20 protein-coding genes and 1 pseudogene are annotated in these 20016 nt (G+C 64.4%); 13 read left to right on the forward strand and 8 right to left on the reverse strand.

All coding sequences use genetic code 11. From position 1 onward, the window contains the following. Positions 1 to 29 precede the first annotated feature (29 nt). Positions 30 to 1961, reverse strand: coding sequence for a DEAD/DEAH box helicase (locus K410_RS0124020; protein WP_028137227.1), 1932 nt, complete (start codon positions 1959 to 1961; stop codon positions 30 to 32). Between the two features lie 279 nt (positions 1962 to 2240). Here K410_RS0124020 and K410_RS0124025 point away from each other — a divergent pair, with 279 nt between their 5' ends. Beyond that, the gene (locus K410_RS0124025; RefSeq protein WP_028137228.1) at positions 2241 to 2981 is read left to right on the forward strand and encodes a metallophosphoesterase family protein; all 741 of its coding nucleotides are present in this window, start codon (positions 2241 to 2243) and stop codon (positions 2979 to 2981) included. A gap of 23 nt (positions 2982 to 3004) precedes the next feature. Here the strand turns inward: K410_RS0124025 and K410_RS0124030 are convergent, their stop codons facing one another. Both K410_RS0124030 and K410_RS0124035 read right to left on the reverse strand, forming a co-directional pair. Further along, positions 3005 to 3421 carry a VOC family protein gene (locus K410_RS0124030; RefSeq protein ID WP_028137229.1) on the reverse strand — a complete coding sequence of 139 codons (417 nt, stop codon included), beginning with the start codon at positions 3419 to 3421 and terminating at the stop codon, positions 3005 to 3007. Between the two features lie 58 nt (positions 3422 to 3479). Next, positions 3480 to 4631 carry a zinc-binding dehydrogenase gene (locus tag K410_RS0124035; protein ID WP_028137230.1) on the reverse strand — a complete coding sequence of 384 codons (1152 nt, stop codon included), beginning with the start codon at positions 4629 to 4631 and terminating at the stop codon, positions 3480 to 3482. A gap of 118 nt (positions 4632 to 4749) precedes the next feature. On the opposite strand from K410_RS0124035, the gene K410_RS0124040 reads away from it, so the two are divergent. The 4 genes from K410_RS0124040 to K410_RS0124055 all read left to right on the forward strand — a co-directional run bounded on the left by K410_RS0124040 (position 4750) and on the right by K410_RS0124055 (position 8301). After that, positions 4750 to 5271, forward strand: a complete 522-nt coding sequence (locus K410_RS0124040) for a P-loop nucleotide/nucleoside kinase family protein (RefSeq protein WP_028137231.1) — start codon at positions 4750 to 4752, stop codon at positions 5269 to 5271. Positions 5272 to 5407: 136 nt separating this feature from the next. After that, positions 5408 to 6598, forward strand: coding sequence for an MFS transporter (locus K410_RS0124045; protein ID WP_049820191.1), 1191 nt, complete (start codon positions 5408 to 5410; stop codon positions 6596 to 6598). Positions 6599 to 6734: 136 nt separating this feature from the next. Next, a complete protein-coding gene (locus tag K410_RS0124050) occupies positions 6735 to 7346 on the forward strand; it encodes a PilZ domain-containing protein (protein WP_024340745.1) in 612 nt (203 codons plus the stop codon). Positions 7347 to 7677: 331 nt separating this feature from the next. Next, positions 7678 to 8301, forward strand: a complete 624-nt coding sequence (locus tag K410_RS0124055; protein ID WP_028137233.1) for a transglutaminase-like cysteine peptidase — start codon at positions 7678 to 7680, stop codon at positions 8299 to 8301. 251 nt (positions 8302 to 8552) lie between these two features. On the opposite strand, the gene K410_RS0124060 is transcribed toward K410_RS0124055, so the two are convergent. Then, a complete protein-coding gene (locus K410_RS0124060) occupies positions 8553 to 9257 on the reverse strand; it encodes a GntR family transcriptional regulator (protein WP_028137234.1) in 705 nt (234 codons plus the stop codon). A 268-nt stretch (positions 9258 to 9525) separates the two neighbouring features. Here K410_RS0124060 and K410_RS0124065 point away from each other — a divergent pair, with 268 nt between their 5' ends. The 6 genes from K410_RS0124065 (at position 9526) to tcmP (ending at position 15498) form a co-directional block, all read left to right on the forward strand. Continuing rightward, positions 9526 to 10512, forward strand: coding sequence for an ABC transporter ATP-binding protein (locus K410_RS0124065; RefSeq protein WP_028137235.1), 987 nt, complete (start codon positions 9526 to 9528; stop codon positions 10510 to 10512). A 46-nt stretch (positions 10513 to 10558) separates the two neighbouring features. After that, the gene (locus tag K410_RS0124070; RefSeq protein WP_028137236.1) at positions 10559 to 11848 is read left to right on the forward strand and encodes an ABC transporter substrate-binding protein; all 1290 of its coding nucleotides are present in this window, start codon (positions 10559 to 10561) and stop codon (positions 11846 to 11848) included. 6 nt (positions 11849 to 11854) lie between these two features. Beyond that, on the forward strand, positions 11855 to 12808 hold the full coding sequence (locus K410_RS0124075) for an ABC transporter permease (protein WP_028137237.1): 954 nt from the start codon (positions 11855 to 11857) through the stop codon (positions 12806 to 12808). Between the two features lie 3 nt (positions 12809 to 12811). Then, entirely contained in the window at positions 12812 to 13690 is an 879-nt protein-coding gene (locus K410_RS0124080) for an ABC transporter permease (protein WP_028137238.1), read from the forward strand. 33 nt (positions 13691 to 13723) lie between these two features. After that, positions 13724 to 14455 (forward strand): aspartate/glutamate racemase family protein, encoded by a 732-nt coding sequence (locus K410_RS0124085; RefSeq protein WP_028137239.1) that lies wholly within the window; start codon positions 13724 to 13726, stop codon positions 14453 to 14455. A 140-nt stretch (positions 14456 to 14595) separates the two neighbouring features. After that, positions 14596 to 15498, forward strand: a complete 903-nt coding sequence (gene tcmP / locus K410_RS0124090; protein WP_028137240.1) for a three-Cys-motif partner protein TcmP — start codon at positions 14596 to 14598, stop codon at positions 15496 to 15498. Here tcmP and K410_RS38625 read toward each other — a convergent pair. Beyond that, on the reverse strand, positions 15454 to 16197 hold the full coding sequence (locus tag K410_RS38625) for a DUF5131 family protein (protein ID WP_080672202.1): 744 nt from the start codon (positions 16195 to 16197) through the stop codon (positions 15454 to 15456). The genes tcmP and K410_RS38625 overlap by 45 nt on opposite strands. Before the next feature lie 73 nt (positions 16198 to 16270). Between K410_RS38625 and K410_RS41050 the strand changes: the two are divergent. Both K410_RS41050 and K410_RS0124100 read left to right on the forward strand, forming a co-directional pair. Beyond that, positions 16271 to 16427 (forward strand): annotated as a pseudogene (locus K410_RS41050) (aspartate/glutamate racemase family protein); the annotation flags it as partial. A 179-nt stretch (positions 16428 to 16606) separates the two neighbouring features. Next, complete coding sequence (locus tag K410_RS0124100; protein ID WP_028137242.1) at positions 16607 to 17101, forward strand: hypothetical protein; 495 nt, start codon at positions 16607 to 16609, stop codon at positions 17099 to 17101. A 187-nt stretch (positions 17102 to 17288) separates the two neighbouring features. On the opposite strand, the gene K410_RS0124105 is transcribed toward K410_RS0124100, so the two are convergent. The 3 genes from K410_RS0124105 to K410_RS38040 form a co-directional block, all read right to left on the reverse strand. Next, the gene (locus K410_RS0124105; protein ID WP_028137243.1) at positions 17289 to 17660 is read right to left on the reverse strand and encodes a hypothetical protein; all 372 of its coding nucleotides are present in this window, start codon (positions 17658 to 17660) and stop codon (positions 17289 to 17291) included. A 104-nt stretch (positions 17661 to 17764) separates the two neighbouring features. Continuing rightward, positions 17765 to 18076, reverse strand: a complete 312-nt coding sequence (locus K410_RS0124110) for a hypothetical protein (RefSeq protein WP_028137244.1) — start codon at positions 18074 to 18076, stop codon at positions 17765 to 17767. A gap of 139 nt (positions 18077 to 18215) precedes the next feature. After that, the gene (locus K410_RS38040) at positions 18216 to 19910 is read right to left on the reverse strand and encodes a PAS-domain containing protein (RefSeq protein WP_028137245.1); all 1695 of its coding nucleotides are present in this window, start codon (positions 19908 to 19910) and stop codon (positions 18216 to 18218) included. Between the last annotated feature and the right edge of the window lie 106 nt (positions 19911 to 20016).

Below are 20016 nucleotides of genomic sequence, written 5' to 3' on the forward strand. Positions count from 1 at the left end.
TGACGTCGCCGCTGCCGTCCGGCGGCGGCTCAGCCGCGATGCTTTTTCTTCTTTTTTCCCGGTGCGCCCTTCACCGGCCAAGGCGTCACCGACGGCTCCGCGCGGGCCTGCTTGTCGCGATGCTTCTTCTTTCCAAAGGGCGCGTCGTCGAATCGCGGCGCGCGATCGCCGGGCGGTTTGCCGCGCGGCTTGAATTCACGCGTCTCGCGCGGCCGCTCGTCGCGGCGCTCGCGATGATCGCCATCGGCTCGTTCGCGAGCCGGCGCGTGTGACCGTTGCTCCGGCGGCGCCTGTCGCTGCGGCGCGTCCGCCATCGGCTCGATACGGATGCTGTCTTCCTTGTCCGGACGCTTGATCTTTGCGGCGAAGGATTCCGCGGCTTGCGCGGAGATCTCGAACTCGGTCGTGGTGTCCATGATCTTGATGGCGCCGATATCGCGCTTGTCGATGCCGCCGCGGCGGCAGATCATCGGCAGCAGCCAGCGCGCCTCCGCATTCTTGCGCCGCCCGATCGCGGCGCGGAACCAGACGCTGCCGTCGGCCATGCCGTGCTTCGACGATTTCCCGGGCTTTGACCGCGGCTTGGCGGGACGATCGTCGCCGCCCTCAAACCTGTCGCGTCCGCGCTCCTCGCGCGGCCGGCCGCTCCGCTCGCCGGGATCGATGATGTCCTCGGGCGACGGCAGCCGCGCGCGATAGAGCCGCGCCAGTGCGGCGGCGATCTCCTCGGCCGACCGCTCGGCGAGCAGCGCCTGCGCCAGCACCAGATCGTCGGCGGTCGTTTCCTCGGTGAACAACACGTCCTTCATGCGCTCATGGTCGAGCTTGCGGATCTCGTCCGCCTGCGGCGCCGTGCCCCAGACCGCGTCCACCCCTGCGAGATTGAGCAGCAGCTCCGCGCGCCGCCGGCGGGCGGGCGGCACCAGCAGGACGCTCGTGCCCTTGCGACCGGCGCGACCGGTGCGGCCCGAACGGTGCTGCATCACCTCGGCATCGTTGGGCAGGTCCGCATGGATGACGAGGTCGAGGCTCGGCAGATCGATGCCGCGGGCGGCGACGTCGGTCGCGACGCAGACGCGGGCGCGTCCGTCGCGCAGCGACTGCAGCGCCAGGGTTCGCTCGTTCTGCGTCAGTTCGCCCGAAAGAGCGACGACGGAAAAGCCGCGCTCCAGCAGCGCCGCCTGCAAGTGCCTGACCGCATCGCGCGTGCTGCAAAACACCAGCGCGCTCGGCGCCTCGAAGAAGCGCAGCACGTTGACCACGGCATGCTCGACATCGGCGGGCGCGATCCGGATCGCGCGGTACTCGATGTCGGCGTGGCCCCCTTCGTCACCGGCGACCTCGATCCGGAACGCCTGATGCTGGTATTGCTTGGCCAGCGCGACGATGCCGCGCGGGAACGTCGCGGAGAACATCAGGGTGCGGCGCGTATCCGGCGTGGTCTCGAGGATGAATTCCATGTCCTCGCGAAAGCCGAGATTGAGCATCTCGTCGGCCTCGTCGAGGACGACCGCCTTCAATTCGGAGATGTCGAGACGCCCGCGGCGCAAATGGTCGCAGAGCCGGCCCGGCGTGCCGACGACGATATGGGCGCCGGCCGCAAGCTCGCGCTGCTCGCGGCGCGGATCCATGCCGCCGACGCAGGAGACCACGCGCCCGCCCGTATGCCCATAGAGCCAGGCGAGCTCGCGCTGGACCTGCATCGCGAGCTCGCGGGTCGGCGCCACGATCAGGGCGAGCGGAGCGGCCGCGGATCCGAACTGCTCGGCATCGCCGAGCAGGTCCCTCGCCATGGCGAGGCCATAAGCGAGGGTCTTACCCGAGCCGGTCTGGGCCGAAACCAGGAGGTCGCGATCGGCGGCTTCGTCCGCGAGCACGGCGAGCTGGACGGGGGTCGGAGAATCATAGTTCCGCTCGGCCAAAGCGCGGACGAGCGGCGGGGTCAGGGCCGGAAAAGACACGGGATGGAGAACCTTGGTTAATTCAGGCGCGGCACAGCGAGCCGAGAGGCCTGAGGCCGACGTGCGGGGCAATCGGCCCGGCCACACGCTGGCGATTTGATCTGGCCGCTCTTTACGCCAAGCGCGCGGAAATCACCATGCCTATGTTGCATGGCTTGGCGGAAAGCCGCGCCTGAGAGGTTGCAGCGGATTTTTGCGGCGACCTTGATTAACATCGGGGCAACCGGATCTGGCTGCGACTGAGCCGAGATCGGACCCAAAGCGATGGAGCGCACAACGATGCGATTGGCAGTCATTTCCGATATCCACGGCAATCTTGCTGCGTTGGAGGCCGTGCTGGCCGACATCAAGGCGCGTGGCGTCGATCGTATCGTCAACCTCGGCGATTGCGTCACCAGTCCGTTGTGGCCGAAGGAGACTTTCGAAGCCCTGCAATCGCTGTCGTTGCCGACCGTGCGCGGCAATCATGACCGCTGGATCGAGGAGTTTCCGGACGACAAGCTCTCGCCGGCCGGCCTGTTTGCCCGCAACGCATTGACCGCGGAGCAGCGCCGGGTGCTGCACAGCCTGCCCTCCCAGCTACGTCTGGACGAGGCAATCCTGGCCTGCCATGGCACGCCGGAGAACGACACGACGTGCCTGCTGGAGGAATCGCTCGACGACGGCCGCTTTGTACCGGCACGCCGCGACGTCCTGGAGGCCCGCCTCGCGAGCGAACCGGCGGCGCGCGTGGTGCTGTGCGGTCATAGCCACCGCCAGGCGGTCGTTCAGGGTCCCGGCGACCGCCTGGTCCTTAACCCGGGAAGCGTTGGCTGCCCGGTCTTCGCAGACCTTCCCATCGCCGCAAAACTCGAACACCGCTCGCCTCACGCCCGCTACGCGATCCTCACGAACAGAAACAAGCGCTGGCAGGTCGAGCTGCTGGCCCTCGAATACGACTGGGACGCCGCATCGGCGCGCGCGCTCGCCAACAACCGCCCCGACTGGGCGCAGGCCATGCTGACCGGGAGCGTCGAATAGAGGCTCCGCTGAGCGCGCAGCGCTCAGATCTCCGCGTAGACCTCCAGCAGATTGCCATCGGGATCGCGGAAGAACAGCGTGCGGTGGCCGAAGGACTGGTTCGTCGGCGGCGATACCAGCGCAACGCCCTGCCGCACCAGCTCGTCGGCACACGCATCGACCTCGGCTGCGGACACCCTGAACGCCATTTGCAGCGCGGCGCTGCCGGTCGGGATCGGCGCATCAGCAGCAGTACGGCTCGGCCGTGCCAGCGCCAGCGTGTTGGAGCCGAGGCCGTACTCGATCCAGTTCGGCGACAGCTCTCGCAGCAGCGGGAAGGCAAGAACGTCCTCGTAGAAGCGGCGCATCGCCGCCATGTCGCGTACTAAGATGACGGTATAGTCGATCGCGCGGATGGCATCGAAGGGCGATCGAGCCTGCGGGTTGGATGCGTCTGTCATCGTGGCTCTCGTTGCAATGCCGGCACGTGGCCTGCGGATCACTTACCGCGGCAGGCCATCATTCCACCAGCTCCGGCCACGGCACGATGGTCGACTTCACCGTCTTCATCGCCATCGCGTCCTTCACAGCCTGCGCGACGCCTTCTTCCGTGAACGGATAGATCGTCTGCATCCTCAGCCAGGGATATTTGTCTCGTGTGCGGTACAGCATGTCGACGCCGAGCGGCAGGTCGTTGCCGGTAAAGCCCCAGGAGCCCAGCACGTTGAGGTCCTTGGTGCAGATGCGGTGCCAGGAGGTGTCGATCGAGCCGGCGTCGGTGAACTGGCCCATCTCGACATAGGTGCCGCCGTCGCGCAGCATCTCGATGCCTTCGGGGCCTGCGGTCGGATGACCCGAGCAGTCCATCACGAGATCGGCGCCGAAGCCGCCGACGATTTTCCGCACGCGATCGATGCGCTGCTGCGGCGACGTCAGCTCCTCGATGTTCACGGTCGCCTCCGCGCCGAACTCGCGGGCGAGCTTGAGCCGCGGCTCCTCCGGCGCGCCGACGCAGATCACGCGCCCTGCCCCCATCTCCCTGGCGGCTGCGACTGCCAAAATGCCGATCGGGCCCGAGCCCTGGATCACCACCGTGTCACCCCAGGTAAAGCCGCCCGCACGCGTGGCGCGATTGAAGGCACGGATGCAGGAGGTCAGCGGCTCCGACAGCGCCCCGAGCCGCAGCGACATGTCGTCGGGCAGTTTGTAGATCTTGGTGCCCGGCAGCATGTCGAGATCGACATAGACATATTCGGCCCAGCCGCCCCACATATGCGGCGCCTTGTCGAAGCCGAGATAGCGGCCGTAATAGACCGGCGTCAGGCACTTGTTCGCTACTTGCGGATAATGGATGCAGTAATAGCAATGGCCGCAGGGCATCAGCGGCGGGATCATCACCTTCGAGCCGACGGTCAGTGGCTTGCTCATGAAGTCCTCGGTGAACTCCTCCCCGCATTCGACGATCACACCGCCGAGCTCATGCCCGAGCGTGAACGGCCACGGCAGCGGCTTCGGCCAATGTCCTTTCAGGATATGCAGATCGGTGCCGCAGACGCCGCAAGCGCCGACCTTGATCAGCGCGGCCTTCCTGCCGACCTTCGGCCACGGCACGGTGCGGATGACGGGCTCCGAGCCGGGACCTGCGTGGGTGCAGACGCGGATCTGTTGCATGGCTGCTTCCTCGTTGCCCGTCTGTTATGATTGATGGCGCGGGCGTAAGGTGAAGCGTATGTGAGATGCACGCGCGTGCCAAGCTGCGGCGCGCTGATCACTTGAGCGATCCCGAAAAATGACAATCCTCGGACACCCGGCATTGATCGTCTTTGGCGGCCTTCCCGGCACCGGAAAGACGGCACTTTCCCGCGGGCTGGCGATGCGGCTCGCAGCGACGCATCTTCGCATCGATGCCATTGAACAGGCTCTGCGGGAGAGCGGTCTCGCAGTCGGTGCGGCCGGCTACGCCATCGCCAACGCGATTGCGGCCGAAAATCTGAAACTCCGCCGGCCCGTCATTGCCGACTGCGTCAATCCCGTCCACCTAAGCCGCGCGGCCTGGCGGCAGACCGCCTCGCAATACTCGGCTCCAATCGTCGAGATCGAAGTTGTGTGCAGTGACCCGGCTTTGCACCGGCAACGCGTCGAAGGCCGGTCGGCCGACATCAGCGGCCATAAGCTGCCAAGCTGGGATGACGTCGTGAATCGCCACTATGAACCGTGGGACCGGGAACATCTCGTACTCGACACCGCCCGAGACACGCTCGATCACCTCGTCGCGCAGGCAGAGGCCTACACGCGCGAAAGGATCGGCTAGCCGCTTCGTGCCGCCGCACACCCAATTCTCTTGAGCCCTCGCCAGCGACCGTGTAAGGCCGCAAGCTCCCTACCGTGGTGCCCGCTTGAACCCCCTGCCCCAAAATCCGGTCGCCGCCTCCGGCTCGTTCGCGGCGATGAAGTCGGTGCCGTACCGGCTCCAGTTCGGCTCTTACGTGCTGGCGATGATGGCCGACAATATCGAGCATGTGATCAGCTATTGGGTTGTGTTTCAGAAATTCCACTCGCCAGCGCTGGCAGGTTTTGCGGTGCTGTCGCACTGGCTGCCGTTCCTCTTGTTCTCGGTCGCGGTCGGCGGGCTCGCCGACCGGGTCGATCCACGCCGCATCATCCAGTGCGGCATGCTGCTGTTCATCGTGGCATCGAGCGGGTGGGGATTCTTCTTCCTCACCGACACGATCCAGATGTGGCACGCGATGCTGCTGCTGGTGATCCATGGCTGCGCCGGCGTGCTCTGGCAAACGCCGAACCAGCTGCTGCTCTACGACCTCGTGGCGCCTGCCGACCTGCCGAGCGCGGTGCGGCTGAACGCGATGGCGCGCTATCTCGGCATCCTGGTCGGGCCGGCCGTGGGCGGAATCATCATGCTGACGCTCGGCACCTCGCACGGCATCATCTTCAACACGCTGTTCTATCTGCCGATGCTGCTCTGGCTGTTCTGGGCGCCGGTGCGCGACAAGAGCGTGGCGGCGCGGCGCTTTGCGGTCCGTGGCTTCGCCGATATCGTGCTGACCATCCGCGCCATCGCCACCCAGCCGGTGCTGACGGCGATGACCTGGCTTGCCGGCCTCACCTCCTTCATGATCGGCAATGCCTACCACGCCCAGATGCCGGGCTTTGCCGGCGACCTCGGCCATGGCGATCCCGGCGTCTCCTACAGCGTGCTGCTCGCGGCCGACGCGGCCGGTGCAGTGCTCGCCGCGATCGCGCTGGAATCCTGGGGACGCCTGAAGGGCACCCCGCGCGTCGCGATCCTGCTCGCGATGCTCTGGAGCTTGGCGCTGCTCGGCTTCGCAATGGTGCGGGTCTATCCGGTCGCGATCGTGCTGTTGTTCTGCGCCGGCTTCTTCGAGCTGTCGTTCAACACTATGGCGCAGGCGCTGGTGCAGCTGAACGCGCCGCACGACATCCGCGGCCGCGTGGTCGGTCTCTATAATATGGCCGGCCTTGGCATGCGGGCCTTCAGCGGCATCACGGTCGGGTTGTTTGGCGCGGCGATCGGCATTCACTGGTCGCTCGGCCTGTCGGCTGCGCTGCTGCTGGCGCTGCTGGTGGTGCTGCAGCGTCGTGCAACGAGGCCGGCATGAGCGCCATCACCGGGTGTGGCTTTTCGGGCGCATTGTGTCAGTCCGTGTCCGCCGCGGCCGATCCTAACGCGGCATTAACCCTGTGCACCTTAGGGTCGTCCCGGACTCCGCCCGGGCGGGGGGTCGGGTGTTGAAAATGGCGTTGGCGAACAAAAAATTTCTTCCGGCCGCCGAGGAGCGTCGGCGCTTCCAGCGGGTGAAGGTGCACCTGCTCGGCCGCTACATGCTGCCGGACCGCCGCGAATTCCCCTGCCAGGTGATCAACATGTCGCCGGGCGGGCTCGCGCTGCTCGCCCCCGGCATCGGCAATGTCGGCGACCGCGTGGTCGCCTATCTCGACCATATCGGCCGCGTCGAGGGCAAGATCACCCGCATCATCGACAACGGCTTCGCCATGACGATCGGGGCTACGCCCCGGAAGCGCGACAAGCTCGCGGCCCAGCTGACCTGGCTCGCCAACCGCGACATCCTCAACCTGCCGGAAGACCGCCGTCACGACCGTATCGTGCCGCGCAACCCGATCGCGGTGCTGACGCTCGAGGACGGCACCAAGATGACCTGCCGCATCATCGACCTCTCGCTGTCGGGCGCCGCCATCGCCGCGGAGAACCGGCCGCCGCTGAAATCGACGGTCCTGCTCGGCCGGGTCCAGGGCCGCGTGGTCCGAAACCTCGAAGACGGCTTCGCGCTGGAGTTCCTGCACGAGCAGCCGATCGAGACACTCGAAGAGAGCGTTACCGCGCGGTAAAGCGCCAGCGCGGCAAAACCCCGTAATTTCCAGCCCTGAAGGCGGCCTCCGCAATGCGGACGCCGCCTTTTTCATGCGTCGTGACGGCGTCAGGGCGGGTTAACGCGCAGCCCGTTTGCAGATGGAAACGGCGGTTCCGCCAGTGTTTCCGCGTTAATCGATAAAATTTGAATCAATTGCAGTTGTTTCAAATTTTATGAGAATTCGATTCAAGTATAGATCGAATTCGCCGCAGGTTTTACTTGCATTCGTCTCGACTTGACTTGGTCGACTTAGCGGCAACGCAAAAGCTCCATGCGAAATGTGGTCCCAACAAGAAACGGGGGCCGCAATGTTTGACTTCAGGGGACAGGGAAAAGGGCTGGCGCTGGCCGCCATGCTCTTCGGGATCAGCGCGGCAGCGCAGGCCGGCGAAGGCCGTCTGCTCTACGCGAGCCTCGGTGACACCACGCGTGCACCGATCGGCTGGGTCGAATTCTGTGCGGACAACACCGCCCAGTGCCAGGGCGCACCGGCGCAGCCGCGCGACATCGTGATGTCGCAGGGCGCATGGCGCGACCTCGTCAAGGTCAATCGCTGGGTCAACGAGACCGTCAAGCCTTTGACCGACCAGGAGCACTGGGGCGTGATCGAGAAATGGTCGCTGCCATCAGACGGTTACGGCGACTGTGAGGACTACGTGCTGTTGAAGCGCAAGATGCTGATCGATGCCGGATGGCCGCGCCAGGCCCTGCTCATCACCGTCGTGCGCGACAAGAAGGGCGAAGGCCACGCGGTGCTGACGGTGAAGACCGACAAGGGCGAGTTCGTTCTCGACAATCAGAATGAGAACGTCGTTGCCTGGACCGAGACCGGCTACCGCTTCGTCAAGCGCCAGTCGCAGAGCGATCCCAACGTCTGGGTCTCGCTCGGCGATACCAAGCCGGCGGTCTCCACCGCCAGCGCGAGAGACTGAGCAAGAGATCAGGAACGAGACAGCAGGTTACGCGACCCGGTCACATCCCCACCCCTCCCCGTCCCAGACCGGTTCGCGCGCGGCCAGGCTTCCCCCAAAGCCTGGCCGCAACTTTTTTGGAGCCCAGCCTGTCCCCGGGAGCGTCGTGCAGCGTGTAACGCTGCGTCGCTGAATCGGGACCCGCTTTGCGAACAGAGATGAGCCCCGGTTCAGCAGCACATCATTGCATGCTGCGCCCCGGGGCGCGGCAATCACCCCAGCACGTCTGCAAGCCGCAGCTCGTCGGCGACGGGATCTTTCAGGAACAGCTCGGCTTCGATCTCGTCCAGGTGCGACAGCATCTGCGCGCGCGCGGCTTGCTTGTCGCGCTTGCGAATGGCGGCAACGATGCCGGCGTGGTGCTCGGTGCCGCAGGCCGGCGTGTCGTGACGGCGATAGAGCAGAATGATGAGCGAGGAGCGTGCGATCAGCTCCTTCAGGAAGCCGAGATAGATGCTGTGTCCGCTCATCTCGGCGACGAGACGGTGAAACTCCCCGGAGAGCCGGACCGAGGCGCGGGCATCGCCGCGCAGCTCGGCCTCGCGTTCCTCGGCAAGATGCCGCTGGAGGCGATCGATCCAGTCCGGCGTCACCGCATCGACGGCGTGATCGACGATGGTGGGCTCGATCAGGCGGCGCGCCTCGAACACTTCGCGGGCATCGGCCGGCGTCGGCCGCGCGACGAAGGCGCCACGGTTCTTCTCGATGTTGACGATGCCCTCGTGCGCGAGCTGCTGAAGCGCGGTGCGGACCAGCGTGCGGCTTGCGCCGTAGATCTCGCCGAGCTCGTCCTCGCCGAGCTTGGTGCCCGGCAGCAGGCGGTGCTCGAGGATCGCGGCGGTCACACCCTCCCGGATGCGGCTGACGCGATCGTTCGCATCGGGCGCGTCGGATTTGGGGCGGGGCTTGGCGGCCATGAGTTCGAGGTTGGGCTTGAGGGCTCGATCGACGACGTTCGCTCGCGAATGTTAGTCGACGAGCTGTATGCAATCACAGGCGAAAGTTTATACAATCCGCGCTCGTTTCGTGTGCAGGTGATTGCGCACAGGGCGGACGGGACAGCGGGCCCGGATTCGATCTAACGATCTGACTCCGCTGCACAGTTTCGCAATTCGGCCGGCAGGGCGGCGGTTGGCACGGACCTTGCGGAGAGAGCGGCAAGCACCGCCCCTCCTTGGACACGCCATGGCCACTCCCGCCGCCCTCGAACTGGTCGCCGTCACCAAGCGCTATGACACGACGCTGGCGGTCGACACCGTCAACCTGAAGATCCCGGCCGGCACCTATTGCTGCCTGCTCGGCCCGTCCGGCTGCGGCAAGACCTCGACCCTGCGCATGGTCGCGGGCCACGAGGCCGTCAGCGAGGGCGACATCATCCTGGGTAGTCAGAACGTCACCGACCTGCCGCCGGCCGCGCGCGGCACTGCGATGATGTTCCAGTCCTACGCGCTGTTTCCGCATCTTACCGTGCTCGACAACGTCGCCTTTGCCCTGAAGATGCGCGGCATCGACAAGCCGACGCGCCACAAGCGCGCCGGCGAGCTGCTGGAGCTGGTGGCAATGAGCCAATATGCCGGCCGGCTGCCGGCGCAGCTCTCCGGCGGCCAGCAGCAGCGCGTCGCGCTGGCCCGCGCGCTGATCACCGAGCCGCAGATTCTCCTGCTCGACGAGCCGCTGTCGGCGCTCGATCCGTTCCTGCGGGTGAAGATGCGGGGCGAATTGAAGCGGCTGCAGCGAGAACTCGGCATCAGCTTCATCCAGGTCACCCACGGCCAGGAAGAGGCGATGGCGCTCGCCGACCACATCGTGGTGATGAACCACGGCAAGATCGAGCAGCAGGGCACGGCCCGCGACATCTTCCACCATCCCCGCACCGAATTCGTGGCGCGCTTCATCGGCGGCCACAACGTGCTCAGCGACGCCGGCAAGCTCATCGCCGTGCGCGCCGATCAGCTCGGCATCGCGCCGTTCGCTGACGGCGCGTTCGGCGCGCCGGCGCTGCTGACCCAGACCGAGTACCAGGGCTCCTACATCGCCGTCTCGCTCACGCTCGACGACGGCACCGCCCTGTTCTCCCACGTTCCCGAAGCCACTTTCGACGTCCACCCGTTCCGTCCGGGCGATCGCGTGCTGGCCACCTGGGACCCCGCCAAGGCGCAACGCCTGCAATAGCGCCCTTGATCTTGGAAAAATGCGCAACACTAGAGGAGTGAGGGAAATGACCGAGACGACCAGGACAACCGGCCTCAGCCGCCGCACGCTGCTCAAGGGCACCGCAAGTCTTGCCGGCCTCGCCGCCGGCTCCGGCGCCATCACCGGCTTTCCCTATGTGAAGTCGGCCGATGCCAAGGTGCTGCGCTATCTCGGCACCGCCGTGAACGAAGGCGACGACATCTCCAGGCAGTGCCTGAAGGACACCGGCATCAAGATCGAATACATCACCGCGACCACCGACGACGTCACCAAGCGCGTGATGACCCAGCCGAACTCCTTCGACGTGCTGGACACCGAATATTTCTCGCTGAAGAAGATCGTGCCGTCCGGCAACATCCTCGCGCTCGACGCCCGCAAGATCAAGGAGTTCGGCAACATCACGCCTGTGTTCACCAAGGGCGAGACGCCCGGCGGCAAGAAGATCGGCGGCCAGGGCACCGCGCCCTGGAAGGTGCTCTACCTCGAAGGCAAGGATTCCAAGAAGTTCGCGACGTCGGCGACCGAATTCGTCACGCTGATCCCGACCGTCTACAATGCCGATACGCTCGGCATCCGCCCCGACCTGATCAAGCGGCCGATCAGCTCCTGGTCCGAGTTGCTCAACCCCGAATTCAAGGGCAAGGCCTCGATCCTCAACATCCCCTCGATCGGCATCATGGATGCCGCGATGGTCGTGGAAGCCTCCGGCAAGTACAAATATGCCGACAAGGGCAACATGACCAAGGAAGAGATCGACCTCACCATGAAGGTGATGACCGAAGCCAAGAAGGCCGGCCAGTTCCGCGCCTTCTGGAAGGACTTCAACGAAAGCGTCAACCTGATGGCCTCGGGCGAGACCGTGATCCAGTCGATGTGGTCGCCGGCGGTGACGAAGGTGCGCTCGATGGGCATCCCCTGCACGTTCCAGCCGCTCAAGGAAGGCTATCGCTCGTGGGCCTCGGGCTTCTGCGTCTCCAAGGGCGTCTCGGGTGCGAAGCTCGAATGGGCCTATGAGTTCGTGAACTGGTTTCTATCAGGCTATGCCGGCGCCTATCTCAATCGCCAGGGCTATTACTCCGCCGTGCTCTCCACCGCGAAGGCGCATATGGAGCCCTACGAGTGGGCCTATTGGATGGAAGGCAAGCCGGCCGAGAAGGACATCAAGGCGCCCGACGGCTCACTGCTCGAAAAGGCCGGCGCGGTGCGCGACGGCGGCTCCTACGAGGACCGCATGGGCGGCGTCGCCTGCTGGAACGCGGTGATGGACGAGAACGACTACATGGTCCGCAAGTGGAACGAGTTCATCGCGGCGTAGCGCGACATGTCCGAAGAAGTCCTGCAACAGGCAGCCCCGGGCCTGATCCCGGGGTCAGGCACAGTGCGCGCCGCCAAGCCGACGCGCCTGTCGCCGTCCTTCATCTCCTGGCTTCAGGCCGGGCCGATGATGCTGGTGTTTCTCGCCTTCTTCCTCATTCCGCTCGCCTTCGTCGTCATCGTCTCGTTCTGGGACTACAACGAATACCAGCTGCTGCCCACTTTCTCCGGCCGCGGCTACACCGACACGTTCGAGGGCTGCATCGCGCAACTCCCCGATCTCTGCACGATCGGCAAGACCTATCTGAAGACGCTGAAGCTGTGTTTCATGGTCTGGGCCATCACGCTCTTCATCGGCTTCTGGGTCGCCTACTTCCTCGCCTTCCACGTCAAGTCCAAGACCTGGCAGATGGGATTGTCGCTGCTCTGCACGATCCCGTTCTGGACTTCCAACGTGATCCGCATGATCGCCTGGATTCCACTGCTCGGGCGCAACGGCCTCGTCAACTCGGGCCTCACCAAAGCGGGACTGATCAACCATCCGATCGAATGGCTGCTGTTCTCCGAGTTCTCCGTGGTGCTGGCGCTGGTGCACCTCTTCACCTTCTTTATGGTGGTGCCGATCTTCAATTCGATGGTGCGCATCGACAAGTCGCTGATCGAGGCCGCCTATGATGCCGGCGCCAGCGGCTTCCAGACCCTCGTCAATGTCATCATTCCGCTGTCCAAGCCCGGCATCGTGATCGGCTCGATCTTCGTCATCACCATCGTGATGGGCGATTTCATCACCATCGGCGTGATGGGCGGCCAGCAGATCGCCGCCGCCGGCAAGATCATCGAGACGCGGGTGAATGCGCTGCAGTTCCCGGCCGCGGCAGCCAACGCCGTCATCCTGCTCGCCATCACCTTCCTCATCATCACCATGATGTCGCGCATCGTCGACATCAAGAAGGAGCTCTAGAGCATGACGGAAGGACGCCCGGGCTCGTTCTACGTGCTCGCGATCTTCTTCGCGGCCTATGTGCTGTTCCTCTACGGGCCGATGATCGCGATCTACGTGCTGTCGTTTCAGGGGCCGCAGGGCGGCCTCACCTTCCCGATGAACGGCGTGTCGACCTTCTGGATCGCAAAGCTGTTCCAGGGCACCGGCATCGTCGATCTCGGCGCCGCCTTTCGCCGCTCGCTGCTGCTCGGCATCATCGTGATGATCGTCACCGTCGTGCTGTCGGTCGCCGCCGGCATGGCGTTCCGGCGCAAGTTCAAGGCGCAAAGCATCCTGTTCTACTCGGCGATCGCCAGCCTGATCGTGCCCTCGATCATCACCTCGCTCGGCATTTCCCTCGAATTCCGTATCATCGACGATCTGATCAAGGCGCATTGGAATGAGAATTTCGAGACCTCGATGGGCCTGCTCACCTCCGGGCTCGGCGCGCATCTGACCTGGACGCTGCCGTTCGGGCTGCTCATCATGTTCGCGATCTTCAACCGCTTCGACCCGCGGCTCGAGGAAGCCGCGCGCGATCTCGGCGCCACGCCGTGGCAGACGTTCCGCCATGTCGTGCTGCCGATCATCCTGCCGTCGGTGATCGGCATCGGCCTGTTCGGCTTCACGCTGTCGTGGGACGAGCTCGCGCGCTCCAGCCAGGCCATCGGCGCGGTGAACACGTTGCCGCTGGATCTGCAGGGCCTCACCACCACGGTGACGAACCCCGACATCTATGCGCTCGGCACCGTGATTTCGGCCGTCTCCTTCACAGTGATCGCCCTTGCGCTCGGCACCATCCACGTGCTCAACAAGCGGCAGGCGGCCAAGGGCTCGGACGCCGGCCAAGGACTCGTCTAACAACACGCTGGTCTGAGGGACTTGTCTGATCCGATGCGGCTTCACGTCGTCAATCCCAACACCACGGCGTCGATGACGGCGAAGATCGCCGCTGCGGCGCGCAGCGTCGCCCTGCCCGGCACGGAGATCGACGCGCGGCAACCGACGATGGGCCCGGTCTCGATCGAGGGATTTTACGACGAGGCCTTCGCCGTCCCCGGCATGCTCGGCTGCATCCGCGAGGCCGATCGCGACGGTGCGGACGCGCACATCATCGCCTGCTTCGACGACACCGGCCTCGATGCCGCCCGCGCCGTCGCCAAAGCGCCGGTGATCGGCATCGGCGAGGCCGGCTTCCACATGGCGAGCCTGATCGCGGCGCGCTTTGCCGTGGTGACGACGCTCGGTGTCTCCATCGTCCCGATCGAGCACAATCTGAGGAAATATGGCCTCGCCGAGCGCTGTGCCCGCGTCCGCGCCGCCGAGGTCCCGGTGCTGGCGCTCGAGGCGCGCAACGCCGATGCAATCGGACGAATCTCCGCGGAGATCACCGCCGCCATCCGCGACGATCGCACTGAAGCGATCGTGCTCGGCTGCGCCGGCATGACCGATCTCGCCGCCGAGCTCGCCGCCACGCACGACCTGCCCGTGATCGACGGCGTCGCCGCCGCGGTGACGCTGGCGGAATCACTGGTGCGGCTCGGCCTGAAGACCTCCCGGCTCGGCCCCTACGCCGCGCCGCGCGCGAAGACCTATTCCGGACCGTTTTCGCCGTTTCAGCCGTAGGCTCGGTTCGACACCAACAGGCCCAAACTTGCCCAAAGAGCGACGTCTTATCGCAATTGGGTTGATACTATTTTTGGTAGAGTGTATTTTTGTTCACATATTTGGCGACATTACTGCACCGCTAAGGCGTGCGAGAAATCATGATCGCGGATCACGAATTTGGTGGACAACATACCGAACTCAAACTGTCGATTATTGAGGGGTATCTAAAGGCCTTTACCACGGCGCTTCGTCCTCACTTCAAGAACCTTTGGTACATTGATGCGTTTGCCGGAAGTGGTACTCGGACGGTTCGAACTGAGCGACAAGGCGCTACTCTGGTCGAAAGACCCATCGAAGAGGTCGTCGAGCGCAGGCGCGGATCAGCTCAAATCGCGCTGGACGTAAGACCCGAGTTTGATTTTGTGGTCTTCATCGAAAAGAATCCCAATTATGTGTCTGCGCTGGAAGATTTGCGAGCCAAGAATCTCCGACGCAACATCGTTGTCGCGGAGGAAGATGCAAATTCAGCTCTGAAACAATTAGTTGCAAATAATAGCTGGGACGACAAACGAGCCGTCGTCTTTCTTGACCCATATGGAATGGAGGTCGAGTGGACCACTCTTCAAGCGCTCGCCGCAACGCAAGCAATCGACGTCTGGTTTCTATTTCCGTTGGCGGGATTATTTCGACAGGCTACAAGGAAGCTGACTGATATTGATGAGCATAAGCGCGCCGCGCTGACGCGAATGTTTGGCTCAGATTCTTGGGAAGAAGAGCTTTATCCTGAGGTCGGGAACCCCGACATGTTCGGCATGTTGCCTGAGCGACGAAGAGACCTAAATCCGGCTGGGCTGGAGCGCTACGTGCGAGGTCGGCTTAGCGAAATCTTCGGCGCAGTATTGAAGCCTCTCGCGCTACCAATCGACCGCGGGCCGCAGATGTTTTCGCTGTTCTTGTGCATCTCCAATCCAGCGCAAGAGGCGATTGGTCTCGCCACACGGATCGGAGATCACCTGTTAAATCCTAAGCGGCATCTCATCGTACGTCCGACCACGAAGTAGCCTGCCGGATGCCTTCTTATTTTTACCGCCCCATTGCTTAAAAAAGAACGCCGTGCCGTGACGGCGACAAGCACTCTGGATTTCGTCCACCCATTTTGGGTCCATCGAGCGGGCTCCGGGACCGCTCTCACCACCAACGATCGCCCAATGGATGCCGGAGAGATCAGCGGTGGCGACAGATCCGAGCAGCGGCTCGAATGAAATGAAACGAACCACTGCGCGAACCCGGCGTAAATCCTCGACGCGATCCAAGTAATCTGCGTTCTCGACGCTGGTGCCAAGCCAGACATTCTTCAGTGTTGGCAAAGCATGTGTGACCTGAGCCATCCGGTCGGGGCGCTTGGTTAAGATCTGATAGGTGTGCTGCGGTGTCGCCTGCATCGTCGTCCAGACCTCGCGGACAAAACTATCCGGCACATTCGCGTGGAATAGATCGGACATTGAGTTCACAAAAATTTGGCGCGGCTTGCGCCAGGCCTTTGGTGCTTCAAGTGCGCGCCTATCGAGGAATAGCTTGCCAGTCCAAACTGACCTTTCTCCACTCTTTCTCGTTAGGCCGCGGTATTTCTCGGCTCCCATGGCCTCAAGACGCGCAGCCATGCGCATCGCGTAGCAGTTGGTGCAACCAGGCGAGAGCACAGTGCAACCCGCGACCGGATTCCAGGTTGCGTCAGTCCACTCGATCGAGGTCTCGCCCATCGTCCATTCTCCGAGCGCTTAGGCCTGACAGAGTGAAGTAAATTATCCCTAAGGACTTGTGATTGCACTAGCCGCCGCAACCCACGGCCTGCCCGTAGTCGACAGCGTCGCGGCGGCGGTGACGGGCGGAATCACTGGTGCGGCTGGGCCTGAAGACCTCCCGGCTCGGCCCCTACGCCGCGCCGCGCGCGAAGACCTATTCCGGACCGTTTTCGCCGTTTCAGCCTTGATTCCCCAGCCGAGACGAAGCCTCGGAGGCGCCAAGGCCCGCTGATTGCTGGTTTTCTGGCCTTTGGCCTCTTTTTGGTCCCATTCCTTGCTGACACGTAACGCTTTCGGGACGCCCCGGCCGCCTCTGGGCTGCCGGTCTTCGCCACTCACCAAGTTTCAATTTTGGGTTTTGTCAGCGATGATCGATCTCGCCCAGGGCACACCGTCCAACCCGCTGCTCCGTCTCGGCGCCCAGCCCATCGCGCTGACCGCCGCAGCGCTCCTGCTCCTGATCGCCGGCGTCACCTCGATCGCGATCTGGCGTGCCTATACCGGCGCCGCGCCCGAGACCGACCGGGTGGTGGCATCGCGGCAGCTCCAGGCGCGGACCGCGCAGGCCTCCGAGCAGCTGGTCGAGAAGACCAAGGGGCTGGAGGCGACCCAGCAGGAATCGATCGACCAGCTCCAGGTGGTGCAGGATCAGCTCCAGACCATGAAGCGGCTGATGGCGGCGCAGCAGGCCGACACCAAGCGTCTGTCCGAGCAGGTGGCATCGCTGAACGAGTCCATCGACGGCCTGCGGCAGTCGTTCGCCAGCGCGCGAGCCACCGACGTCGAGGCGCCCGCGGTTACCCGCAGGAAACCAGTGCGGCACCGCGCCCAGGCCAGCGCGCGCAAGCGCTCGCGCGGCTAGGCAACTCACCGCAGCGCACTAATTTTTTCGACTTGTGAACTGGATCACATTCGCCCGTGTGATTCCGCGCGATGCTCGCGGTTACCGGATGGCGTGAGCCGATTTCAATGTCCGGGGCTGGCAAGGTCGTTGACGGTATACTGCGTCAACGGCCTTGTTTTTTAGTCGGTCATCCCTGTCGAGGGCGCTACTCGCAGACATCCACGCGGCGGATACGCCAGCCCGCGGGCGTCATGACGCGCTTCCGCGCGACGTAGCAGCCGCCATAACCATCATTGTAGCCGTAGCCGGTACCATAATAGTAGGGGCCGCCGTAATAGGGGTAGCCGTAGCCGTAATAGCCGCCGTAGAGACCGGCACCGGCAATGCCCGCCCCGATTGCCAGTCCAGGCCAGAAGCCGCCGCCGTGCCAATGGCCGCCATGGTGCCAACCGCCGCCGTGACCCCAACCACCATGGCCCCAGCCGCCATGTCGGAAGCCACGTGCCTCGGCCGCCTGCGGCACTGCGAGCCCGACCATTGCCACGGTCAGCGCCGCCATCATCATCCTGCGTAACATCACTCGATCCTCCGCGTGGACACGCTCCACGCTTCAAAGTGGGGTCAAGCTAGCGTCACTCGGGGATTCCGGACAGCCACACTGTCTCACTTCCGCGCGAGCGTTCAGCAGCCGCGGCAGATGCTCTTGAGCTTCTTGTCGAGCAGGCGATTCTCGGCATTGACGGCGGCGTCCGTGCCGCCGCCAGTGGCGGCAGCGCCTCCGCCGCCGGGGCCGGATGATTGAGCCGTGCCGAGGCTGTTGGTGCCGGGCGGCGGCGCCGGCGAATTGGCGACACCTCCAGCCGACCCTGCGGCGCCACCGTTCGTTCCGCCAGAGCCGCCGGCCGCCTGCGCGAACGCGACGGCCGGCATCGCCGCAAGCGCGAGGATCAGGATCAGGGTTCTTGTCGGGACGGCTACAGGCGATGCGGCCATGCAGAATTCTCCTTTACCGGTCAACCGCCGCGGCGGAATCCGGTTCCGGACCAAATGCCGTCGCCTGAGCTTGAATGAGCGCGACCGAGGCGCGCCTCGGAGGGATGCTTCGCAGCACGCCAGTCGGGTCCGCCGACCATCATGCCGCCGTCGCCGAGGTCTCGGTCCGGTCCTCGACCATGGTCACGAACATGTGGGATTCTTCGCTGGCGCTGCCCACCTGGATCCGGCGAGCACAGATGACGCGGCGCCCTCGCGCGGGATTGTCGATGGTGTCGACGATCGGCTCGAGCTGCTGCTTCTGCGCGAGGAGCTGCTGGTCGCGCCGCTCGATCAGCTCGGCCGCCTCCATCGAGAACAATTCCCGCGCGGTCTTGCCGATGATCTCGCCGCGCGTCATGCCGATCATCTTCTCGGCGGCCTTGTTGACGAAGACGTAGCGCAAATTGCGCGCGTCCTTGGCGATGATGCCCTCGGCCACGTTCTCGATGATGGTGGCGAGGAAGCGCTCCATCCGCTCCAGAATGCGCTCGCGCTGACGCTGTTCGGTGACGTCCTCCTGCACCGAGACCCAGCCGCCGCCGTCCATCGGACGCTCGTAGATCTTGATGGTGCGTCCGTCGTTGAGGGATATCTCGTAGACCGTCGGCTCGCGCCTGGCGATCCTGCCGAGAACCGCCGCGAGATATTTCGCGACGTCGCCATCGAACAGCCCGCTCTTGACCCGGTGCTGCAGGATTTCCTCGAGGGTGGATCCGGCCTGGATCGTCTCCGGCAGATTGTAGATCCGGCGGTAGTTCGCGTTCATCGCCACCACATTGGCCTTGCCGTCGAGCATGATCAGGCCCTGCGGCATGCTGTTGATCGCCGCCGAGAGCTGCCACTTCTTGGCCTGGTACTTGTCGTTGAACTTGTCGCGGTCGGTCATCGCGGCGTCGCGCGCCTGGGCGGTGCCGAGCTCGAGCTCCTCGAGCTCGAAGATGCGGGCGACGGCGTCGCGGAAGTTCTGCACGGCGCGCGCAAGACGTCCGATCTCGTCGTGACGGCCGAGATGCGGCACCTCGCTCTTGACGTCGCCTTGCGCGATCCGGTCGGTCGCCAGCGTGATATCGGCCAGCGCGCCGACCACGGAGGTGCGCATGACCACGACGTTGAGCGCCGCCAGCATCAGGGCGGCAAGTCCGAGCGCGAACAGATAGGCGGCCGCATAGCGGTTGTCATCGGCGAGTTCGTCCGCCTCGCGGGCGCGCTGCTCGTAGATGCGTTCGAGCGCCTCGATGTCGCTGTTGAGCTTTCTGCGCACGGTCCGGTTGGCGTCGTTGTCGCCCCATTCGCGAGCCGCCGCCGGGCTGATTTCCACGCCGCGTCGGACCAGCTCCCGGCGGAAGTCGATGAACTGGATGATGCGCTGGCGGAAGCTTGCGAACAGTTCGGCGTCGTCCTTGCCGACGTTCTTCTCCATGCTCTTCAGGGCGTCGGCGAGTTCGCGGTTGCGCCGTATCAGCCCATCGGCGAATTGCTTCGCCGTGCTGCGGTCGGCCGACATGTAGATGCCGCGTGAATCCATCACGATGGCGTAGATCAGCGCATTGATGCGCCCGACGCCGATCGCCGCCTCGGCGGACGAGGCGTGCATGTGACGATAGTTCGCCTGCAACCGCACGGACTGGACCGACATCACCAGGAGGAAGGTGGTGACGATCGCAAGGAAGGCGGCAATGCTGTAGACTTTCTCGGCGACCGTCAGCGTGTCGGCACCACGGGCGAGCCTTACGAACTTCTTCAATAGATTGGTTCCGGCGCCAAGGCCGGATTCCAGCGCCGTCGCCTCCATGGCGCCGCTCCTCCTGGTTGAGAACGCTCAACGATAAGCGTGATCGCGCTAGCGGAGGCTTAAGGCGCCAGACTGTATTTTTACGGTACGGAACCTGCCGCGCCGG

The sequence above is a fragment of the Bradyrhizobium sp. 22 genome (assembly GCF_000482425.1).
GTDB lineage: Bacteria > Pseudomonadota > Alphaproteobacteria > Rhizobiales > Xanthobacteraceae > Bradyrhizobium > Bradyrhizobium japonicum_B.

What these genes read in the sequence shown, in the direction of transcription:
- K410_RS0124100 (WP_028137242.1), top strand. Translation starts at nt 16,607, where the DNA reads ATGATCGATCTCGCCCAGGGCACACCGTCCAACCCGCTGCTCCGTCTC.
- K410_RS0124050 (WP_024340745.1), top strand. Translation starts at nt 6,735, where the DNA reads ATGGCGTTGGCGAACAAAAAATTTCTTCCGGCCGCCGAGGAGCGTCGG.
- K410_RS38040 (WP_028137245.1), bottom strand. Translation starts at nt 19,910, where the DNA reads ATGGAGGCGACGGCGCTGGAATCCGGCCTTGGCGCCGGAACCAATCTA.
- tcmP (WP_028137240.1), top strand. Translation starts at nt 14,596, where the DNA reads ATGATCGCGGATCACGAATTTGGTGGACAACATACCGAACTCAAACTG.
- K410_RS0124060 (WP_028137234.1), bottom strand. Translation starts at nt 9,257, where the DNA reads ATGGCCGCCAAGCCCCGCCCCAAATCCGACGCGCCCGATGCGAACGAT.
- K410_RS0124045 (WP_049820191.1), top strand. Translation starts at nt 5,408, where the DNA reads ATGAAGTCGGTGCCGTACCGGCTCCAGTTCGGCTCTTACGTGCTGGCG.
- K410_RS0124070 (WP_028137236.1), top strand. Translation starts at nt 10,559, where the DNA reads ATGACCGAGACGACCAGGACAACCGGCCTCAGCCGCCGCACGCTGCTC.
- K410_RS0124035 (WP_028137230.1), bottom strand. Translation starts at nt 4,631, where the DNA reads ATGCAACAGATCCGCGTCTGCACCCACGCAGGTCCCGGCTCGGAGCCC.
- K410_RS0124075 (WP_028137237.1), top strand. Translation starts at nt 11,855, where the DNA reads ATGTCCGAAGAAGTCCTGCAACAGGCAGCCCCGGGCCTGATCCCGGGG.
- K410_RS0124040 (WP_028137231.1), top strand. Translation starts at nt 4,750, where the DNA reads ATGACAATCCTCGGACACCCGGCATTGATCGTCTTTGGCGGCCTTCCC.
- K410_RS0124110 (WP_028137244.1), bottom strand. Translation starts at nt 18,076, where the DNA reads ATGGCCGCATCGCCTGTAGCCGTCCCGACAAGAACCCTGATCCTGATC.
- K410_RS0124085 (WP_028137239.1), top strand. Translation starts at nt 13,724, where the DNA reads ATGCGGCTTCACGTCGTCAATCCCAACACCACGGCGTCGATGACGGCG.
- K410_RS0124105 (WP_028137243.1), bottom strand. Translation starts at nt 17,660, where the DNA reads ATGTTACGCAGGATGATGATGGCGGCGCTGACCGTGGCAATGGTCGGG.
- K410_RS0124030 (WP_028137229.1), bottom strand. Translation starts at nt 3,421, where the DNA reads ATGACAGACGCATCCAACCCGCAGGCTCGATCGCCCTTCGATGCCATC.
- K410_RS0124065 (WP_028137235.1), top strand. Translation starts at nt 9,526, where the DNA reads ATGGCCACTCCCGCCGCCCTCGAACTGGTCGCCGTCACCAAGCGCTAT.
- K410_RS0124080 (WP_028137238.1), top strand. Translation starts at nt 12,812, where the DNA reads ATGACGGAAGGACGCCCGGGCTCGTTCTACGTGCTCGCGATCTTCTTC.
- K410_RS0124025 (WP_028137228.1), top strand. Translation starts at nt 2,241, where the DNA reads ATGCGATTGGCAGTCATTTCCGATATCCACGGCAATCTTGCTGCGTTG.
- K410_RS38625 (WP_080672202.1), bottom strand. Translation starts at nt 16,197, where the DNA reads ATGGGCGAGACCTCGATCGAGTGGACTGACGCAACCTGGAATCCGGTC.
- K410_RS0124055 (WP_028137233.1), top strand. Translation starts at nt 7,678, where the DNA reads ATGTTTGACTTCAGGGGACAGGGAAAAGGGCTGGCGCTGGCCGCCATG.